The 19,217-nt window shown below is 65.6% G+C and carries 20 protein-coding genes; 10 read left to right on the forward strand and 10 right to left on the reverse strand.

The annotated features are described in order from the left end of the window. Window positions 1–19: 19 nt before the first annotated feature. Genes M1248_RS19340 through M1248_RS19370 form a run of 7 tightly spaced genes read left to right on the forward strand, consistent with a single transcriptional unit; the run spans window position 20 to window position 5,943 of the window. Entirely contained in the window at window positions 20–454 is a 435-nt protein-coding gene (locus M1248_RS19340; RefSeq protein ID WP_163730725.1) for a hypothetical protein, read from the forward strand. Continuing rightward, on the forward strand, window positions 451–1,668 hold the full coding sequence (locus M1248_RS19345; protein WP_163730726.1) for a cytochrome P450: 1,218 nt from the start codon (window positions 451–453) through the stop codon (window positions 1,666–1,668). Before M1248_RS19340 ends, M1248_RS19345 begins: the two co-directional genes overlap by 4 nt. Further along, a complete protein-coding gene (locus tag M1248_RS19350; protein ID WP_317149414.1) occupies window positions 1,665–2,714 on the forward strand; it encodes a dihydrodipicolinate reductase in 1,050 nt (349 codons plus the stop codon). Before M1248_RS19345 ends, M1248_RS19350 begins: the two co-directional genes overlap by 4 nt. Beyond that, entirely contained in the window at window positions 2,707–3,765 is a 1,059-nt protein-coding gene (locus M1248_RS19355) for a dihydrodipicolinate reductase (protein WP_163730728.1), read from the forward strand. The genes M1248_RS19350 and M1248_RS19355 overlap by 8 nt, the downstream gene beginning before the upstream one ends. After that, on the forward strand, window positions 3,762–4,175 hold the full coding sequence (locus M1248_RS19360; RefSeq protein ID WP_163730729.1) for a hypothetical protein: 414 nt from the start codon (window positions 3,762–3,764) through the stop codon (window positions 4,173–4,175). The genes M1248_RS19355 and M1248_RS19360 overlap by 4 nt, the downstream gene beginning before the upstream one ends. Continuing rightward, a complete protein-coding gene (locus tag M1248_RS19365; protein WP_317149415.1) occupies window positions 4,172–5,377 on the forward strand; it encodes a cytochrome P450 in 1,206 nt (401 codons plus the stop codon). Before M1248_RS19360 ends, M1248_RS19365 begins: the two co-directional genes overlap by 4 nt. Then, a complete protein-coding gene (locus M1248_RS19370; RefSeq protein ID WP_317149416.1) occupies window positions 5,377–5,943 on the forward strand; it encodes an isomerase in 567 nt (188 codons plus the stop codon). The genes M1248_RS19365 and M1248_RS19370 overlap by 1 nt, the downstream gene beginning before the upstream one ends. Window positions 5,944–6,014: 71 nt before the next feature. On the opposite strand, the gene M1248_RS19375 is transcribed toward M1248_RS19370, so the two are convergent. Genes M1248_RS19375 through M1248_RS19400 form a run of 6 tightly spaced genes read right to left on the reverse strand, consistent with a single transcriptional unit; the run spans window position 6,015 to window position 12,631 of the window. Further along, window positions 6,015–6,461 (reverse strand): SRPBCC family protein, encoded by a 447-nt coding sequence (locus M1248_RS19375; RefSeq protein ID WP_317149417.1) that lies wholly within the window; start codon window positions 6,459–6,461, stop codon window positions 6,015–6,017. Between the two features lie 5 nt (window positions 6,462–6,466). After that, window positions 6,467–6,748, reverse strand: coding sequence for an antitoxin (locus M1248_RS19380; RefSeq protein ID WP_163730733.1), 282 nt, complete (start codon window positions 6,746–6,748; stop codon window positions 6,467–6,469). Window positions 6,749–6,758: 10 nt separating this feature from the next. Then, window positions 6,759–9,146: a cation-translocating P-type ATPase gene (locus M1248_RS19385; protein ID WP_317149418.1), complete on the reverse strand. Its 2,388-nt coding sequence runs from the start codon at window positions 9,144–9,146 to the stop codon at window positions 6,759–6,761. 28 nt (window positions 9,147–9,174) lie between these two features. Then, window positions 9,175–10,761, reverse strand: coding sequence for a serine hydrolase (locus tag M1248_RS19390; RefSeq protein WP_163730735.1), 1,587 nt, complete (start codon window positions 10,759–10,761; stop codon window positions 9,175–9,177). A 26-nt stretch (window positions 10,762–10,787) separates the two neighbouring features. Beyond that, the gene (locus M1248_RS19395; RefSeq protein ID WP_317149419.1) at window positions 10,788–11,897 is read right to left on the reverse strand and encodes an MBL fold metallo-hydrolase; all 1,110 of its coding nucleotides are present in this window, start codon (window positions 11,895–11,897) and stop codon (window positions 10,788–10,790) included. Then, entirely contained in the window at window positions 11,897–12,631 is a 735-nt protein-coding gene (locus M1248_RS19400) for an enoyl-CoA hydratase (RefSeq protein ID WP_317149420.1), read from the reverse strand. The genes M1248_RS19395 and M1248_RS19400 overlap by 1 nt, the downstream gene beginning before the upstream one ends. A gap of 26 nt (window positions 12,632–12,657) precedes the next feature. On the opposite strand from M1248_RS19400, the gene M1248_RS19405 reads away from it, so the two are divergent. Both M1248_RS19405 and M1248_RS19410 read left to right on the forward strand, forming a co-directional pair. Next, window positions 12,658–14,127, forward strand: a complete 1,470-nt coding sequence (locus M1248_RS19405) for a carboxyl transferase domain-containing protein (protein ID WP_317149421.1) — start codon at window positions 12,658–12,660, stop codon at window positions 14,125–14,127. Window positions 14,128–14,232: 105 nt separating this feature from the next. After that, entirely contained in the window at window positions 14,233–14,925 is a 693-nt protein-coding gene (locus M1248_RS19410) for a hypothetical protein (RefSeq protein WP_317149422.1), read from the forward strand. Between the two features lie 6 nt (window positions 14,926–14,931). Here the strand turns inward: M1248_RS19410 and M1248_RS19415 are convergent, their stop codons facing one another. Continuing rightward, window positions 14,932–15,378 (reverse strand): hypothetical protein, encoded by a 447-nt coding sequence (locus M1248_RS19415; protein ID WP_317149423.1) that lies wholly within the window; start codon window positions 15,376–15,378, stop codon window positions 14,932–14,934. A 12-nt stretch (window positions 15,379–15,390) separates the two neighbouring features. Beyond that, window positions 15,391–15,933, reverse strand: a complete 543-nt coding sequence (locus tag M1248_RS19420; RefSeq protein WP_317149424.1) for a TetR/AcrR family transcriptional regulator — start codon at window positions 15,931–15,933, stop codon at window positions 15,391–15,393. Window positions 15,934–16,034: 101 nt separating this feature from the next. On the opposite strand from M1248_RS19420, the gene M1248_RS19425 reads away from it, so the two are divergent. Then, entirely contained in the window at window positions 16,035–17,171 is a 1,137-nt protein-coding gene (locus M1248_RS19425) for an FAD-dependent oxidoreductase (protein ID WP_317149425.1), read from the forward strand. Here M1248_RS19425 and M1248_RS19430 read toward each other — a convergent pair. Further along, window positions 17,149–17,550, reverse strand: a complete 402-nt coding sequence (locus tag M1248_RS19430; protein WP_317149426.1) for a hypothetical protein — start codon at window positions 17,548–17,550, stop codon at window positions 17,149–17,151. The two genes, M1248_RS19425 and M1248_RS19430, sit on opposite strands and share 23 nt — an antisense overlap. Window positions 17,551–17,580: 30 nt before the next feature. Continuing rightward, entirely contained in the window at window positions 17,581–19,209 is a 1,629-nt protein-coding gene (locus M1248_RS19435) for an AMP-binding protein (RefSeq protein WP_317149427.1), read from the reverse strand. Window positions 19,210–19,217 lie beyond the last annotated feature (8 nt).

Raw genomic sequence — 19,217 nt, forward strand, 5'->3', positions numbered from 1 at the left:
GATTCGAGGGAGCACAGCTGTGACTTCAACTTCTCAAACACCGGAAGCCGAAACGGAACAGAAGACCGAAGACCTGCCACCTGGCACCACGCCGTACTACGCGCGGATGCACAAGTGGATCAAGCGAGCGGTCCTGGTATGCCTCGTCGCGCTCGTCATCGAGGGCGCCTTCACGCTACCGTTCATGGCCGTCTACTACGGCTATCCGACGCTGAGTCTCACCGAGATTTGTAGCGAGCTGCTGAAGGTGCGGTATTCCGATGACGCGCTGGAATGCAAGGTTCCGTACCCGCCGCTTGGTCCGCCGGAGGGAGCCGAAGGCAAGGACACCGCACAGGACGAGTGGGGGATCCAACCGGTCCCGAAGTACAACCGGATCGGGTTCCGCGAACTGGTGCGGATACATGAAGAGCGTGAGGCGCGGCAGGCCGCTGAACAGCAAGGCGCACCGTGACCAAATCGCTCGAGGAGCACGCGGACAACTGGGACCTTCGACACGAGGATTTCCAGGACAACGACTTCCTCTACGACGTCTACGAAGTGATGCGTCGCAACTCACCCTTTGCGCATACCGATACGCCGTTTCTGAGCGCGACGCCCGGCGGCGCGTGGGTGGCGGTCCGCTACGAGGACTGCTACAAGATTCTGCAGGACTGGGAGCATTTCTCGTCCAATCCGACGCCCGAGGCTTCCGAGCGGCTCGCCGGCGATCTCGTGATCACGCTCGATCCGCCTCGGCAGCAGCAGTTCCGCAAGGTGCTCAACCCGTACTTCTCACCGGCGCGGATGAAGGCGCTCACACCCCAGATCCGCGACGAAACCGACCATCTGATAGACGATTTCATCGACGAGGGTCGCGGAGACCTCGCCCAGGTTGCGTGGCGCCAGCCTGGGATCGTGTTCTTCAAGTACCTGTTCGGATTGCCCACCGACGACGTACCGCTGTGTATCGACCTGACCGACGCCGGGTTGAACGGCGACACCGAGGAAGCGCGCGGGGCCGCGTGGGGCGGGCTGTACCAGCACCTCCACGACGCGATCACCGCACGGACCACCCAACCCCCGAAGGACGACATGATCGACGTCCTTCTCAACGCCGAGATCGACGGCGAAAAGCTGCAGTTCGGCGACATCGTCGGCAACGCAATGCTCTTGGTGCAGGCAGGTCTCGAAACCACGGCAAGCGCGATGTCGTTCGCCTTCCACTATCTTGCTACCCATCCCGAGGAGCGCGACCGCCTCATCGAGGACCCCGAGCTGCGGCCGCGTGCCATCGAGGAGTTCCTTCGCTTCTCAGGGTCGATCCACGGCATCCCGCGCACCGTCACCCGGGAAGTCGAACTGAGTGGCCACACCTTCTGCCCCGGTGAATCCGTCATCGTCAACTACGCCTCCGCGAATCGCGATGCGGAACAGTTTCCCGACCCAGACCGGTGCATCCTCGATCGCAAGTCGAATCGCCACCTGGGATTCGGCGCAGGCGTCCATCGGTGCCTCGGCTCCAATCTGGCTCGCCTGGAATTCCAGATCGGGGTCGAGCAGGTGCTGTCACGGATGCCTGACTATCGCCTCGCGTCCGACCGGGATGCGGTGTTCCACGGCAACTCCGTTACCCGAGGTTTCCGTGCTATCCCAGTGAATTTCACGCCCGGCGAGAAGTCGATATGACGTTCCGAATCGTCCAGTGGACGACCGGCAACATCGGAGTGAAGTCGGTGCACGCCATCGTCGAGAACTCGCAACTCGAGTTGGTCGGGTGCTACGCATGGTCACCGGACAAGGTCGGCAAAGACGTCGGTGAACTATGCGGCATCCAACCCCTTGGTGTGCTGGCCACCGACGATGTCCACGCCTTGATCGCGCTGAAGCCGGATTGCGTTGTCTACAACCAGATGTTCGCCGACGTCGACCACCTTGTCCGCATTCTCGAGGCGGGGATCAACGTGGTCACTACGACGGAGTTCATCACCGGACACCGGCTCGGCGACGGGCGTGATCGTGTTGCGAAGGCATGTGAGGCCGGCAAGTCGACGATCTTCGGCAGCGGACTGAACCCCGGCTTCATCCAGCTCTTCGCGATCGTTTCGGCAGGACTGTCGGATCGGATCGATCGGGTGTACATCGAGGAATCCTTCGACACCACGATCTACAACTCTCCGGAGACCGAGAAGATCATGGGATTCGGATACCCGATTGACTACCCGGATCTGCATGCGGTGACCGAGGAAGGGTCTTCGATATTCCGTGAAGCGGTCATGCTCGTCGCCGACGCCCTGGGGGTCGAACTCGACGACATCCGTTGCGAGGCCAAATACGCGCAGGCCACGGAGGACGTCAGCCTTCCCGGCGACTGGGTCATCGCCAAGGGCTGCGTGGCGGGAATCGACGTGAGCTGGAAGGGCTACGTCGGTGACCGGGACGTCGTCGAAGCACGGGCGGTGTGGACCAAGGGTCAAGCATTGGATCCTGTGTGGGAGATGGGATTCGGCTACAAGATCACGGTCGAGGGGCGGCCGACGATCAAGACCACCCTAGCCTTCGAGCCGCCGCCCGACTTCGTGGCCGAGACCATCGAGGAATACATCCTGCTCGGACTCACCATCACCGCCGTCCCGGCGATCACCGCGATCCCCGCCGTCGTCGCGGCGGACCCCGGCATCGCGACCTACAACGATCTGCCGCTGCTCCTACCGCGAGGTGTCGTGAATGTCTGAGAAGACCTATCGAGTCATTCAATGGATGACCGGCGACGTCGGGCAGGTCGGGGTCCGGCACTTCTCCGACAACCCCACGTTCGACCTCGTCGCCGTCCTCGTGCACGACAAGGAAAAGGTCGGCAAGGACGCGGGTGAGATCGCAGGCATCCCGCCGACAGGTGTCATCGCGACCGATGACATCGAGGCGGTCATCACCATGGATGCCGACTGTGTCTTTTACACGCCGATCATCATGGACACCGACACCGTGTGCAGGCTCCTGCGTTCCGGCAAGAACGTCGTCACCACAAGCGGCTTCTTCTACCCGTCACCCGACTTCGCCGCGGACGGCGAGAAGATTCGTGCTGCGTGTGCCGACGGCGGAACGTCGTTTCACGGCGGCGGTATCCACCCCGGATACGCGGGCGACATCCTGCCGGTAACGCTGGCCCGAGTGATGAACAGGATCGACCAGATCCGCGTCGAGGAGGTGGTCAACGTTCTCACCGATGCGCCACTCGACCACATCGACTGGATGGGGTTCGGCAAGGACAGGGACAAATTCCTCTCTGAGCCAACGATTCTCGGGCTTGGCCTTCCGTTCTTCGCGCAATCGATGTACATGATCGCCGACGGCCTCGGTGTGTCTATCGACAAGGTGACCGCCGCGGATGTGGCAGCGGCTGTGGCCACCGAGGACATCCCCCATCCGTTGGGTGCGATACCGCGGGGCACCGTCGCGGCCCAACGCCACGAGTGGACGGCCTGGGTGGGCGGCAGTCCGCTCATCGTCTTCGAGGCCCTCTACACCACAACCACTCCGGACAAGCTCGAGCCGGCCTGGGAATTCGGGAAAACGCGCTACCGCATCGAGATCCAGGGCGACCCGCCGACCGAACTCATCCTCCAGGGCGTCGACCAACCCGACGGCACGATGCATCATCCGGGCTACGACTGGACCGCGATGGGTGCCATCAACGCGATTCCCGACGTCTGCGATGCGCAGCCCGGGTGGGTGCACCATTTCGACCTGGGCCTGATCCGGCCGCGAGGCCTGGTTCGCAAATGACCGCACCGCGGCTCCATCACGTCGTCTTCGCCGTCGCGCCAGAGCGCCACGAGACCGTCGCGCAGATGTTCACCGACCTCGGCTTCCGTCTGCAACCGGCCGAACTCGCCGAACTCGGGGTCACCGTCAGCCTGGACTGGGATCGGGGCATCGAGCTCATCAGCCCCACTGCGGGCGCGACGGCGGATGTGGCGGCATCGGTCCAGGCGTTTCTCGACAGCAAGGGTGATGGCATCTACACCGTCGTGCTGCAGGTCCCCGGCGCCTCGGAGGCCGAGGCCGTCGCCGAGCGGTACGCGTCGACGATCCGCTTTCGTCAGAAACTGGAGGGCGACGGCACGCACCTCGAGGAGATCGACCTGTCGGTGTTGGGCCTGCCGTTGACATTGTTGGACACCAACATTCCGTGAGCGTTTTCGACGCCGGCCTCCCGATCCTGTCCTACGACGTCACCGACACGCCGCAGGAGATCTACCCGCAGTTTCGGGCCGCACAGCAGCTCGCGCCAATCGCGCTAGGGCCGATCGGTCCCGAGGTGATCTCGTATGAGCTGGCCCGCACCGTGCTTCGCGATCCGCGGTTCGTCGTCCCGAAGGGCATCCACCTGTCCGCCCACGGCATCACGTCAGGACCGTTGTGGGACAGGGTGACCCGCAGCATCCTCAACATGGAGGGCGACGAACACCGTCGACTGCGGAGCCTGGTGTCGCGGGCCTTCACGCCAAGGGCGACGGCCCGAATGCACGACACCATTCACGCCGTCGTGAACGAGCTCATCGACCAGGTTGCCGACTCGGGCGGTTGCGAGTTCGTCGCGGATATCGCACGGCCCTACCCCATTCCGGTCATCTGCGCGCTGCTGGGCGCTCCGCGGGAGGACTGGCGGCAGTTTTCGCGATGGGCCGACGACATCTTCAAGATCGTCAGCTTCGACTGCAATCTCCTCGAGGAGGAACCCGTCGTCCTCAAGGCGTGGGGCGAGTTCGACGACTACATCGACGACATGGTCGCCGACAGGCGGCAGAACTTGACCGACGATCTGCTGTCCGACCTCATCCGCATCGAGGATGCGGGTGACCGGTTGGACACCGGGGAGTTGCGCATGCTGGCGTTCAGCATTCTGGTAGCCGGCACCGATACCACGCGCAGCCAGCTCGCCGCGTCGATGCAGGTGTTCTGCGATCACCCCGAGCAGTGGTCGCTGCTGAGAGAGCAGCCGGAGCTGGCGATGCGGGCCGTCGAGGAGACGATGCGTCATTCACCGTCGATGTGCAGCACGGTGCGCAGCGTCGCCGAGGACGTCACCATCGGCGACTACACCTTTCCGGCGGACACCTTCATCATCGTGAATACCTATGCCGCCAACCGCGATAGCGCGATCTATGACGATCCGGCTCGCTTCGACATCACCCGCGACGAACCGCCACCGATCCTGACCTTCGGTGGCGGCGTCCACTACTGCCTGGGCGCCAACCTGGCACGGTTGGAACTCGCGGAGGCGCTGAAGATACTCACCACGCGCATCCCCGCCCCACGGCGCACCGAATCGGTGCCGTGGAAACCTCTGCTCGGTCTCAGCGGACCGACCAGCCTGAAGATAGAGTTCGCCTGATGTCCTACAAGATCGATCCCGACGTGCTGGGCAGGGTGGCCAAGCAGGTCGTCGGCCTGCCGCTGGAGAGCGGTGAGTTGATCACCCGGGCCATCGAGGCGCTCGCCGACGAATACCCAGACCTCATCGATGCCACGCCGGGACGCTGGGTGGGCAGCAAGGCCGGCGGGATCCTCGGCAAGGTCCGGTTCCTCTACTTCAGCCCGCGTGAGTACATCGTCATCTTCGGCTCACCGACTGGCACCCAAGGCTTTTCGGGTCGCTACAAGCACGTCGACGTGCACAAGTTCCTGATCGCCGGCCAAATCGACTGGTACGACGTGGAATCGGACGACCTCACTGCCAACACGTTGGTGCCGGGTGAACACGCGCACATGGCGAGGGGTGAAGCCCGTGGCATGACCATCCATCCCGGCTCGTGGCATATCGAGTACGGCCGCGGAGCGGTGGCCACGACGCTGCCGTTCGCGATGGTCGACACCCTGCTGGTGTCGCTGGAGTACGAATCGGTGCGCCGCTCGACCGTCGAGTTCGCCAAGCTGGTGCGCCGCCAGCTCCACCGCTGATTGTGCCGAGTGGCCAATCAACCTACGCCCGGCGGCGATTTGCGTCGGACAGGTGGCCACTCGTCACTGAATCAGCCCGGAGCGAACACAGATTTGAAGCGGTTCAACGACTCTCGAATGTCACTCTTCAGCGAACTCGCGACGACCATACCGATCGGACCGAACAACGCCGGCCCGCCGAGGTGGATGTCGAACGTGACCGTCGACCCCTCCGGATCCTGTGCAGAGGGCCGCACCTTGCCCAGGAGTTTGACCTTCACGCCACCGCGGCCGTCGCCATTGAGCGTCATCGCCTCCGGCGGTTTGAAGTGCACGATGGTCCACTCGATCCGGTTGGGCATGCCCTTGACTTCCACGATCGACTCGAGGACCGTGCCCTTCTCCAAGGTTTCGGGCAGCTTGCTGCGCCAAACCCGGTGAATACTGAGCCATTCTTTGTAACGGGACAGATCAGACGCGCACTCCCACGCCTTCTCCGGCGGAAGGGGAACGTCGACGGAGACGGAGAGTTTGGCCATACGCGCTAGGAGGTGGGTGGGGCCGTCGGGGGCTGCTGCTGCGGCGGGGTCCCGGGCGGCGGCTGAGGTGGCGGCACCTGGCCTGATTGCTGCGTCGGAGGCACCTGGCCGGTTTGGTTGGCGTTGGTGTCCACCGCCTTCTTGGCGGCGTCCTGCACCTTGTTGACGTGTTGGGCGTACTTACCCTGCGTCTTCTTGTCTACGAGGTCACCGGCCTTGTCGATCGCGGTGTCGACCTTGTCGGCGTTCTTGGCCAGCACTGTCTTGAGCTTGTCGAGGAATGCCATGCGGCCCACCCTACTCCGAGCGCCACAAGCTGCGACGTTCCCCCAAAACGGCTCCCTGAACCCACCAGATGACCTCGATCGCCGCGGCTCCGACGAGGCCGATGATCAGCGCCACAGTCGTGATCTTGATGTTCGACGCGTCGAGCATGAACGCCTTTCGCGCCAGCGGTATCGAGAAGATCACCACGTACGCCAGCCCGGACACCACGACCAACGCGACCCGCCACCACTCATACGGCCGCGCCACCACCGCGAGCACCCACACTCCCGACACCAACAGCGTGATCAGGGCGGCCGTCGACGCCTGCGTCTGCTCCACCGCAGTCGCTTCACGCCCCTGATAAGCCACCAGGTACGACGTGAACGTCGCGATACCGACCACCATGCCCGACGGGAGTGCCGCCGTCATGACCCGTCGCACGAATCCGGTGTGCGCCCGTTCGTTGTTGGGCGCCAGCGACAGGATGAACGCCGGGATGCCGATGGTGAACCACGCCGCGATCGTGACGTGAATCGGCTGGAAGGGAAACAACAACGGATCGGTACCGAAGATCTTGGATGACAACCCGGCGAGGCCGACGAGTATCGCCAGCAGCACCGAGTACACGGTTTTGGTCAGAAACAGGTTCGAGACCCGTTCGATGTTGCCGATCACCCGGCGGCCCTCGCCGACCACGTACGGCAGCGTCGCGAACTTGTTGTCCAGCAACACGATCTGAGCCACCGCGCGTGAGGCCGAGCTACCCGATCCCATCGCCACACCGATGTCGGCGTCCTTGAGGGCCAGCACGTCGTTCACACCGTCGCCGGTCATCGCCACCGTGTGCCCGCGGGACTGCAGCGCGTGCACCATGGCGCGCTTCTGATCGGGTCGCACCCGGCCGAACGTGGTGTATTCCTCCAGGGTGTCGGCCAGCTGATCGGGCTCGTCGGGCAGCTGGCGGGCGTCCATGGTCTCGCCTTCGAGGCCAAGCGAGCCGGCGACCGCCCCGACCGACACCGCGTTGTCACCCGAGATGACCTTGATCGAAACCTTTTGCTCCGCAAAGTAATCCAGGGTTTCGCGGGCATCGGGCCGCACACGCTGTTCGAGGACCACCAGCGCGGCCGGCGTGACGCGGCCCGGCGCCTCCGCGTCATCGACGGCCATCTCGCAGGAGCCCAACAGCAACACCCGTAACCCCTTGGCGCCGATCTGCTCGGCTTCCTGGGCGATGTCAGAACCCGGTTCGAGCAGCACGTCGGGTGCGCCGATCACCCAGTTGCCGTGGTCGGTGTACGACGCCCCACTCCACTTGGTGGCGGACTTGAACGGTGCGGTCGCCGACGCCTGCCACCCGGGCGGCATCTTGTAGGCCTCGGCGATCGCCGCCATGCTGGCGTTCGGCCGCGCGTCGTCGGCGGCGAGCTGCGCCAGGATGTCGGCGACCGCGCATTCGTCGAGTACCTTGAGATCCGAGACCCGCATACCGTTTTCGGTCAGAGTGCCGGTCTTGTCGGCACATACGACGTCGACGCGGGCCAACCCCTCGATTGCGGGCAATTCGTTGACCAGGCACTGCCTGCGGCCGAGTCGGACGACGCCGACGGCGAACGCGATCGACGTCATCAGCACCAAACCCTCGGGCACCATCGGCACCAATGCGCCCACCATCCGCAACACCGACTCCCGCCAACCCGACTCGGTGGTGAACAGCTGGGTGTAGATGATCAGCACGCCCGCGGGGATCAACAGGTAGGTGATGAACTGCAGGATCTTGTTGATACCGCTGCGAAGTTCGGAATTCACCAACGTGAACTTGCTCGCCTCCTCGGCGAGTTTAGCCGCGTAGGCTTCCTTCCCGACCTTGGTGGCCCGGTATGCGCCGCTGCCCGCGACGACGAAGCTGCCCGACATCACGTGGTCGCCGGCGTCCTTGGCGATCGGGTCGGCCTCACCGGTGAGCAGAGACTCGTCGACCTCGAGGTTGGACTCCTCGACGATCTCACCGTCGACGACGATCTGGTCGCCCGGGCCGAGCTCGATGATGTCATCGAGCACGACCTCGGCGGGAAGTACCGCTTTCGTTCCGGTTTGCCTGCGCACCAAGGGTTTTGCCTGGCCGACGATGGCCAGCTTGTCCAGCGTCTGCTTGGCCCGCAGTTCCTGGATGATCCCGATCGCGCTGTTGGCGATGATGAGCAGCCCAAAAGCGCCATTGATCACCGAACCGGTGGAGAGCACGATGACAAGCAGCACGCCGAGAATCGCGTTGATACGGGTGAACACATTGGCCCGCACGATCTCGGAGACACTGCGGGCCGCGCGGGTCGGCACGTCGTTGGTCTTGCCTTCGGAAACACGCTGTGCGACTTCGGCGTCGGTGAGCCCGCTGGCTGTGATGGGAACGGTGGTCATCCGTACTCGATTCCCTTCGCACGAGCGCTCATCGTACGAACGTCCCCTTGCCGAGCTCGTCGTAGTACTCCAGCATCAGCTTGTCGCCGTCGAATGTCGCCTTGGAAATTGTTCCCGGCGGCGCATTTTCGGTGACGAACGTGAACGTGAAGACGTTGCCGTCCCAATGTTGCAGTGGCACGTTCAGCTTCGTGCCGAGCGCCAGCATCAGTTGGCCGTCCTGCTCGGTGACCCGCGCCGGACCCCAGTAGTCGTTGGCGTAGGTGCCAACGTAGGTGGCCAGCGGCGCGGCCGGCGCCGGACTTGACGGCCGCGGCTTGCCGACGAGCAACCCCACGGGTTCCTCCATCTGGGCGAAGACCCCGCTGTAGAGGCCGTACCAGTCCTCACGCACCTCGCCGAACTGAACGAGATCGGCGAATTGGGCTGTCAGCGTTTCGGGTACGCCCGAGGGCGTGGCGTTGGTCAGCGCGACGATCGCCACATCGGCCGACGGCAGGATCGCGAAATTCGTTCCGGCGCCGAGTTCGAACGCACCCGAGTGGCTCAGTTCGGTCCGCGATGCCGACGTCGTCCCCACATTGAATCCGAATCCATAGAAGCCGGACCGCATCGCGGGTTCCGACGCGGGGCTCGACACGATCTGAGGGGTGAGCGCGGGCAACAGCGCGTCGGCCTCGACGATCTGCTTGTCGCCGTGCTTTCCGTTCGCGAGCACCATCGCGAGCCACCGGGTCATGTCGTTGACGGAGGAACTCGCACCGCCCGCGGGCGCCTGTGGATCCGCGTCACGGACATAGAGCGGCTGGTACTGGCCGTCGACGTGGATATGTCCGAGGGCGCGGTCGGCGCGGGACTCGTAGTCGGCGAACCGGTAGCTCGTCGACGGCATACCGAGTGGGTCGAACAGCACGTCGTCGGCCAGCACATCCCACGGCTTGCCGGCACTCGCCGCGACCGCCTCGGCGCCCGTGGTGTAGCCGTAGTTCGTGTAGGCGTAGGAGATTCGGAACGGATCGAGCGGTTGGTCGCGCAGCCGGTCCATGATGTAGCGGCGGTCGTAGCCGATGTCCTCGAGCATGTCGCCGGCATGGTCGGGCAGTCCGGAGCGGTGCGAGAGCATGTCGCCCACGGTGACCATCTGCGTGACGACCGGGTCCGACAGGGCGAACCACGGCAGCTTCGACACGACGGGGGTGTCCCAGCCGATCGCGTTCACACCGACCTGGTGGGCGACCACCGTCGAGGACAGCGGCTTTGACAGCGACGCCAGTTGAAACACCGTGTCGGTGTCGACGCGGTTCTTCTCGTCATCGCCGGCTCGGACGTCTTTGACGCCGAAACCTTTCGCGTACACGGTTTCCCCCCGGTACACGACGGCGACGGCCATGCCGGGAATCCCGGATTTACGCATCAGTTCCTCGGCGATGCCGTCGAGTTTGGCGATGGCCTTGTCGACGGCGTTCTCGGGCAAGGGCATCGCGGGCACCAGCGGCGGCGGTATGTCCGCCTGGGTCGGCGTGGACGGCGGCGCCGGTTCGGCAGGCTTGTCCGCGGTACAGCCCGGTAGCAGGGCGATCAACCCCACGACGGCCAGCCTGGCCAGTGCGTTCATGCGTGCACCGTATCCCGTCGAAATGGCTAGAGGAGCCACCACGGGTCGTTCGCCAAGGCCGCGTCGGGCTGGACCCGCTGCCCCGGCTTCGGCACCGCGATCAGGGCGTTGTCGGCTTCGGCCGCCTTGACCAGTCGCTGCACCGGCTCAGACCACGGATGCGGCGCGAGCCGAAACGTCGCCCAGTGGATCGGGACCAGCAACCCCGCGTCGGTGACGTCGCGGTGCGCGCGAACCGCTTCCTCGGGGTTCATGTGGATATCTGGCCAGCCAGGGTGATAGGCGCCCACCGGCATCAGGGTCAGGTCGAACGGTCCGTGCTCGACGCCGATGTCGCCGAAACTCTTCGAATATCCGGTGTCACCGCCGAAGAACGCGCGGTGGCTGGGCCCGATCAACGCCCATGACGACCACAGCGTCGTGTTGCGAGTGAGGAACCGGCCGGAGAAATGCCGCGCAGGGGTGCACACCAGGGTCAGGTCGTCGAGGCGGGCACTCTCGTTCCAGTCGAGTTCGACGATCCGGTCGGCCGGGATGTGCCAGGACCGCAGATGGGCGCCGATGCCGAGCGGGACGAAGAACTTGGCTCGCTGGGTGCGCGCCAGCTGTTTGACGGTGTCGATGTCGAGGTGGTCGTAGTGGTCATGGCTGATGATGACCGCGTCGATGGCGGGCAGCGCCTCCAGCGGGGCCGGCACCGGGTGCAGCCGCCGCGGACCGATTGTCCTCGACGGCGAGCAGCGGTCGCTCCACACGGGATCTGCCAGCACGCGGTAGCCGTCGACCTCGATGACGGCCGACGAGTGGCCGTACCAGGTGACCGCGAGATCTCCGACCGCCACACTCGGGTCGGGTGTGACCAACGGGACAGCCGAGGACGGCTGTTGGTTCGAACTGCCGCCGATGACCTCACGGACCAGCAGGAACTGCTCCTGACGAGTCAACTCGACCGGGCTGGCCGCCTCGATGTTGACGAAGACGCCGTCCTGGTAGTTCGGGGACCGCTTGGCGACACCGTCGATCTCCCCCGGGGACGCGCCGAGGGCCGACGGCGTACCGTGCAGCGCGCGCAATGCCCATCCCCCGGCCAGCAACGAAGCCGTACCAAAGCCGATGCGCAGCGTCGCCCCGATCATCAGGCCCCCTGGAACCTCGGCGGCCGCTTCTCGATGCGCGCCACCTGAGCCTCGATGACGTCCTGGCTGGCCCACGCCCGGTCGAACAGATCCGTGTGCTCAGGCCACGGGTCCTCGTATGCGCCGTCGTCGTTGAGCACGCGTTTGGCGTGCTGCAGGGCCAGCGGCGCGTAGCCGGCGAGCTCGGCGGCCCAGGCCTGCGCGTCCGCCAGCGTGCCGATGCGGTTGGCCATGCCCGTGTGCAGCGCGGCCTCGGCGGTCAGCCGTTCGGCGCCGAGCAGCATGCCCCTCGCACGGCCGGCTCCGACCAGCGACGTGAGCCGCCGGATGCTCCAGTTATCCAGCGCCAGGCCGTATTTCGCGACGGGGAACTGGAAGTACGCCTCGGGTGCAACGACCCGTAGATCGCAGATCATCGAGAGGATGACGCCTGCGCCGATCGCGGGGCCGTTGATGGCGCCGATGACCGGCACGGGGGCCCTGTCGATCGCGATGTTGAGGGCCTTGGCCTTCTCGGGGAGCTCCTCGGCGACACCCGCAGCGTCCGACAGATCCGCCCCCGAGCTGAACACATGGCCCTGGCCGGTGAGCACGATGGCGCGGACGTTCTCGCTCGCGGCCTTCTCCACCGCATCACGCAAACCGTCTACGAGTGCGCCGTTGAGCGCGTTGCGGCGGTCGGCGCGCTGCATTTCCAGCGTCATCACATCGCCGTCGCGGGTCACACCAATCATGGCGCCACCCTATATAGCCTCTGGGTGTGAGCCGCATCAGTGCCCTTGAACTGCGCGATGCCGTGCTGGACGCGGACTCGTTCCGCAGCTGGGACAGCCCACCGCTCGACGTGGGCGGCAGTGAGGAGTATCAGCGCGAACTGGCTGCCGCGGCCGCCAAGACCGGCCTCGACGAGTCGGTGCTGACGGGCGAGGGCACCGTGTTCGGGCGACGGGTGGCCCTGGTGGCCTGCGAGTTCGATTTCCTGGCGGGTTCGATCGGGGTGGCCGCGGCGGAGCGGATCACCCGTGCGGTGGCCCGCGCGACGGCCGAGCGCCTGCCGCTGGTCGCGTCACCGAGTTCAGGTGGCACCCGCATGCAGGAGGGCACGGTGGCGTTCCTGGAGATGGTCAAGATCACGGCGGCCGTCGAACTGCACAAGCGGGCGCATCTGCCCTATCTGGTGTACCTGCGTCATCCGACAACCGGTGGGGTGTTCGCCTCGTGGGGGTCACTCGGCCATGTGACCGCGGCCGAACCGGGCGCGCTGATCGGTTTCCTCGGCCCGAGGGTGTACGAGCACCTTTACGGTGAAGCCTTCCCTTCGGGTGTGCAGACCGCGGAGAACCTGGAGCGCCATGCCGTGATCGACGGCGTCGTGCCGCTGGAGGCGGTGCGCTCAACGCTCGACCGCACGTTGAAGGTCCTTGCCGATGCGCCCGAGCCGCCACCGCCACCGCCGGCGTCCGTACCGATACCCGACGTGCCCGCGTGGGATTCGGTGGTGGCCTCGCGTCGGCCGGACCGCCCCGGCGTGGGATACCTGTTGCGGCACGGCACATCCGACCGGGTCTTGTTGTCGGGCACCGGCCGCGGCGAGGATGGCACCACACTGCTGGCGTTGGCCAGGTTCGGCGGTCAACCGGCTGTCGTGCTCGGCCAGCAGCGGGTGCTGGGCGGGATGGTCGGCCCGGCGGCGCTGCGTGAGGCGCGACGCGGCATGGCACTGGCCGCGGGACTCAAGTTGCCGCTGGTGCTCGTCATAGACACGGCCGGACCGGCGCTCACGGTCGAGGCCGAACAGGACGGCCTGGCCGGCGAAATCGCGCGCTGTCTGGCCGATCTCGTCACGCTGGACACTCCGACGGTGTCGATCCTGCTCGGCCAGGGCAGCGGGGGGCCCGCGCTGGCGATGGTGCCCGCGGACCGGGTACTGGCCGCATTGCATGGCTGGCTCGCCCCGCTACCACCGGAGGGCGCGAGCGCCATCGTCTTCCGCGACACCGAGCACGCTCCGGAACTTGCTGCGGCACAAGGTATCCGCTCAGCCGACCTGTTGCGCAGCGGTATCGTCGACGCGATCGTGCCCGAGTCGCCCGATGCGGCCGATGAGCCACTGGCCTTCACGCGCCGGCTGTCGGACACCATCGCCAACGAACTGCACGGGTTGCGCTCGATGCCCGACGCGGAACGGCTCAACGTCAGGCTCGCACGCTATCGCCAGATCGGCCTGTAGCGCCGACGAACGTGGGTTACCCGCACGCCAAAGTGCAGTTTCTTGTGCGGGTAACCCACGTTCGGCCGGGACGCGTGAGACCTCGGCCGTGGCATTCTGGGATAGGTGGAAGCTCTCCTGCATTTCGCCGGAAACTTCTGGTGGCTGATCTTTCCGCTCAGTGGGGTCATCGGTGGTGGGTTGAAGGCCGTCCAGGCCGCCAATGAGCGTCGCGCGCAGCGACGGCTCGAGCGCTACCGCATCAAACAGCAGACCAAGGTCGCGCTCGCGGAGGCGTCGGGTCGGGCCCGCACCAACGAAGCCGCCAATCGTCGCGAGATGACGAAAGTGCTGACCCGCCACGACAACACCGACGCCCGCTGGCTCGAATACGAGATCGACGTCGCCAAGCTGCTGGACTTTCCGCTGATGACGGATATGCGCGACCCACTGACCATTGCGTTCCACAAGGCTCGCAGCCGTGCCGATCTACTGCGACCCGACAGCGTCGAGGACATCCTCGACGACCGCGATGCGCAGCTGGAGTACCGCGACGCGGTGCACGAATACGTCGCCGCGTTCGATGTGGCGGAGGCCGAGGCGATCCGCCGACGCCGCAGCGATTTCTCCGCCGAAGCACAAGAGCGTCTCGAGCGTGCACAGCATCTACTGCGGCTGGCGTCGGACGGCGGCGCCACCAACGAGGAGCGCAGGGCCGCCTACGCGCGCGCCAAGAAGGAACTCGACGGGCTGATCGTGCTTCCGGCCGTCACCCGCGCCGCCATCGAGCGCAAGATCGCGGGCGAGATCGAGGCCTGACCCTTTTCAGGCGACGACCAGGGCGACGAGCAACGCCACGCACGTGACGAGATCCAGCGGCAGCCGCATGAGGCTGCGTCGGGTCCAGGCCACCGCGGCCGCTTCATCGATACCTGCGGGATCCGCCTTCTCGAACTCCACCGCCCTTGGCACGAAGTCGACCAACGACCACACCCGCATCACGGCGTGACTGACCAACGCCACCAGCAGCGCAAGCCGTACGGCGGCGTCACCCCAGGAGGCGATCAGCGCGACGATCAGCAGCACCTCGAAGAGGGTGTGCACCGGAATCCAGAATCGGCGCCGCGAGATGCCGCCGTTCTGCGCCTGGATGATGCCGGGTCGCTTCGGCCAGGCGGGGTCGACGACGACGGTTTCATAGAGGCCGCCGCCGAGCAGAACGCAGGCGACAAGGGTCGTTGTGGCGATCAGGACGAGCGTCGGTGTCCACATCACCGCCAATTATCAGGGCGCGTCCAGATAGCGCTGAACGGTGGGTCCCAGCCACGCCACCGCCTCGTCGTGCGGCATCGTGACGATCGGCGGCAACTGCAGGACGTACCTGCACAGGGCCAGACCGAGCGTCTGCGTGGCGATCAACGCGGCGCGACGTTCCGGTTCGGCGGGGTTGATCTTCGTGATCACCGGCAACAGTTGAGTCGCGAACATCGCCCGCATCCGTTGCGCTGCTTCGGCATTGGTAGCGCTGGCCCGCAGCAGCACGATGAGCACCTCGTCGCGTTCCCACCGTTTCATGAAGTGGTCGACCAGGGCTGCGCCCAACCGGTCACGGTCGATATCCGAGAGGTCGGGTAGCTCCAGGTCGAAGTCGGCCGCCGCGGCGAACAGCTGGTCCTTGCTGCCGAAGTAGCGCATCACCATCGACGGGTCGATGTTCGCGTCCGCGGCGATGGCCCTGATGGTCGCCCGCTCGAACCCGGCTTTGGCGAACTGCTCCCTGGCTGCCGCCAGGATCACGGCCTTGGTCTCCTCCGAAGATCTACGCATGCCAACAAGTGTATGCCAACAGGTGTTGACATTGGTCACGACTCGGACGATAGTTATGCCAACAAGTGTTGGCATAGGCAGTTCGAGAGAAGGAGACGGCAATGTATGACACCGACGTTCTGGTTATCGGCGCAGGTCCGACGGGTTTGGCCCTGGCCGCCTCACTGGTCGCACGCGGAGTCACGACCACGGTCGTCGACCAGCAGGCGGCGGGAGCCAACACCTCCCGCGCCGCCGTGGTGAACGCCCGCACGCTCGAGGTGCTGGAAGACCTGGACGTGTCCAGACGGCTGGTCAAGGAAGGCGTCGAGGCGCCGCGGTTCACGATCCGCGACCGGGGCCGCACGCTGATCCCGATCGACTTCAGCGGGTTGCCGACCGAATATCCGTACTCGCTGATGGTGCCGCAGTCGACCACCGAACGGCTGCTGCTCGAACGCCTCGAAGAACTCGGCGGATCCGTGCAGCGGCCGCGGAGCGTCACCGCGATCGATCAGGATCCCGACGGGGTGACGGCGACATTCGAGGACGGTGACGTCGTTCGCGCGCGCTATGTCGTCGGCGCGGACGGCATTCGCAGCATCGTGCGCCAGCAGGCGGGGATCGATTTCGAGGGCAGCGTGTACGACGAATCGTTCGTGCTCGCCGACGTCAAATTGACGGGCGACGCGCCACATGACCAAGTGATTCTGTACTGGGCGACGGCCGGCCTGACCGTGGTGGCTCCCCTTCCGGATGGCACGTACCGCATCGTCGCACCCGTCGCCGACGCCCCCGAGGCGCCGTCCGCAGAGTTCGTACAACAGGTCCTCGACACCCGTGTCGGCGCGAACCGACTGGAGGTCACCGCCGTCATCTGGGGTTCGCGGTTCCGCGTCCACCACCGCGTCGCCGACACCTTCCGCGCGGGCCGTCTGCTCCTTGCAGGCGACGCCGCGCACGTGCACAGTCCCGCCGGCGGGCAGGGCATGAATCTGGGCATTCAGGACGCCGTCGCGTTGGCCCACGCGGTCGCCGCCGTTCTCGACGGAGCGCCGGACAGCCTGCTCGACGAATACAGCGATAATCGTCGCCCGATCGCCAAAGACGTTGTGGCGATGACGGATCGGCTCACCCGGTTGGCCACGCTGCCGCGCGCGGCACGCCCGATCCGCAATGCGGTCATCGGCCTGGCCGGGCGGGTGCCGTCGATTCGGCTGGCGCTGGCCCGCAGGCTCAGCGGTCTGGTGTACCGCTGAGCGCGCCCATGCGGCCGCGGCTGCCGACATACAGCGCCGCGGTCGCGGCAACGACCTCGGTGAACGCCAGCAGCGTCGCCACCGTCATGAGCGTCGACGGCGTCGGCGCGGCAACGTGTGGGGCGCCGTGCTGATGCGCGGGAGCGGGCAGGTGCACGGCGATCATGGCGAGGTTCATCAGCGCGACGACCACCCACGCCCGCGCCGTACCGTCACACCACAGATCGTGTGCGCAATACAGGCAGGTGATGATCATCGCCGCGAGCAGCGCCGTCGCGACCAGGCTGGACGCGTGGCCGAGCATCGCCGCGTGCAAGCCGGCTGACACGGCTGCCAGCACCGCGCACGCCCGTCGGGCGAGAATCGATGGGGACGTCACGTAGGTGCAGACTCCGGCGGCGACCAGAACTCATCCCTCCGTGGAGTCGAGACCGAGAAGTTTGACCGTTTCGGCGCGCATCTCGACTTTGCGCACCTTGCCGGTGACCGTCATGGGGAACTCGTCGACAACGTGTACGTAGCGCGGGATCTTGTAGTGGGCCAGCTTTCCGTCGGCGAATTCCCGCAGAGTCTGGGCGTCCAGCGGGTCCTTGCCCGGCTTCATCCGCACCCACGCACAGACTTCCTCGCCGTACTTCGCATCGGGCACACCGATGACCTGCGCGTCGTCGACATCGGGATGGGTGTACAGGAACTCCTCGATCTCGCGCGGATAGATGTTCTCACCGCCACGGATCACCATGTCCTTGATGCGGCCGACGATGTTGCAGTAGCCGTCGTCGCGCATGACGGCGAGGTCGCCGGTGTGCATCCAGCCGTCGCCGTCGATCGCCTCGCCGGTCTTGGCCTCGTCCTCCCAATAGCCGAGCATCACCGAGTAACCGCGCGTGCAGAATTCGCCGGGCCGGCCCCGCTCGACGACCTCGCAGGTTTCGGGGTCGACGATTTTGATCTCGACGTGCGGATGGGCCCGGCCGATCGAACTGGTACGACGTTCGAGGTCGTCGTCGATGAGCGTCTGACAGGACACCGGCGACGTCTCCGTCATGCCGTAGGCGATCGCGACCTCGGTCATGTGCATGTCGCTGACGCAGCGCTTCATGACCTCGACCGGGCAGACCGATCCGGCCATGATGCCCGTGCGTAGCGAGGACAGATCGCGCTGCGCCAGGTCGGGCTGGCCGAGCATCGCGATGAACATCGTCGGCACCCCGTAAACGCCTGTACACCTTTCTTTCTCGATGGCGTCCAGGGTGAGCGCGGGTTCGAAGGCAGGCGCCGGGATCACCATGGTGGCGCCGTGGCTCGTACATCCCAGGTTGCCCATCACCATGCCGAAGCAGTGATAGAAGGGCACCGGTATGCACAGCCGGTCGTTCGGGCCGAAGTTGATGACCTCGGTGGTGAAGTAGCCGTTGTTGAGGATGTTGCGATGCGAGAGCGTGGCGCCCTTGGGGAAACCCGTTGTGCCCGAGGTGTATTGGATGTTGATCGGTTGGGTGTTGTCCAGCGAGTCCGTTCTGGTGCGTAACTCGTCGACGGAGACGCCCTCCGCTTTGTCGAACAGGGCACGCCAGTCATCGGTGCCGAGGTACAACACGTCCCGCAGCTCGGGTGCCTCGGCGCGCACCTCGTCGACCATGCTCACGTAGTCCGACGTCTTGAACGTTGTGGCGGAGATCAGCGTCCGGATCCCGGACTGCTGCAACACGTAGGCCAGTTCGTGGGTGCGGTAGGCCGGGTTGATGTTGACCAGAATCGCGCCGATCTTCGCGGTCGCGTACTGCACGATCGTCCACTCGGGGCAGTTGGGCGCCCAGATGCCGACGCGCTCACCGCGTTCGATGCCCAGCGCCATCAGGCCGCGTGCGATCAGGTCCACGTCGTCGTTGAGTTCGGTGTACGTCCACCGCCGACTGCTTGCCATGTCGACCAACGCATCGCCGTCGGGGTTGGCCGCGACGGTGCGTTCGAAGTTCTGCCCGATGGTCTCCTCGAGGATGGGGATGTCGGTGCGACCCGCGTCTTGCGACTTCATCAGCTCAT

This window comes from Mycobacterium sp. 29Ha (assembly GCF_032883055.1).
In the GTDB taxonomy this organism is placed as follows: domain Bacteria; phylum Actinomycetota; class Actinomycetes; order Mycobacteriales; family Mycobacteriaceae; genus Mycobacterium; species Mycobacterium gallinarum.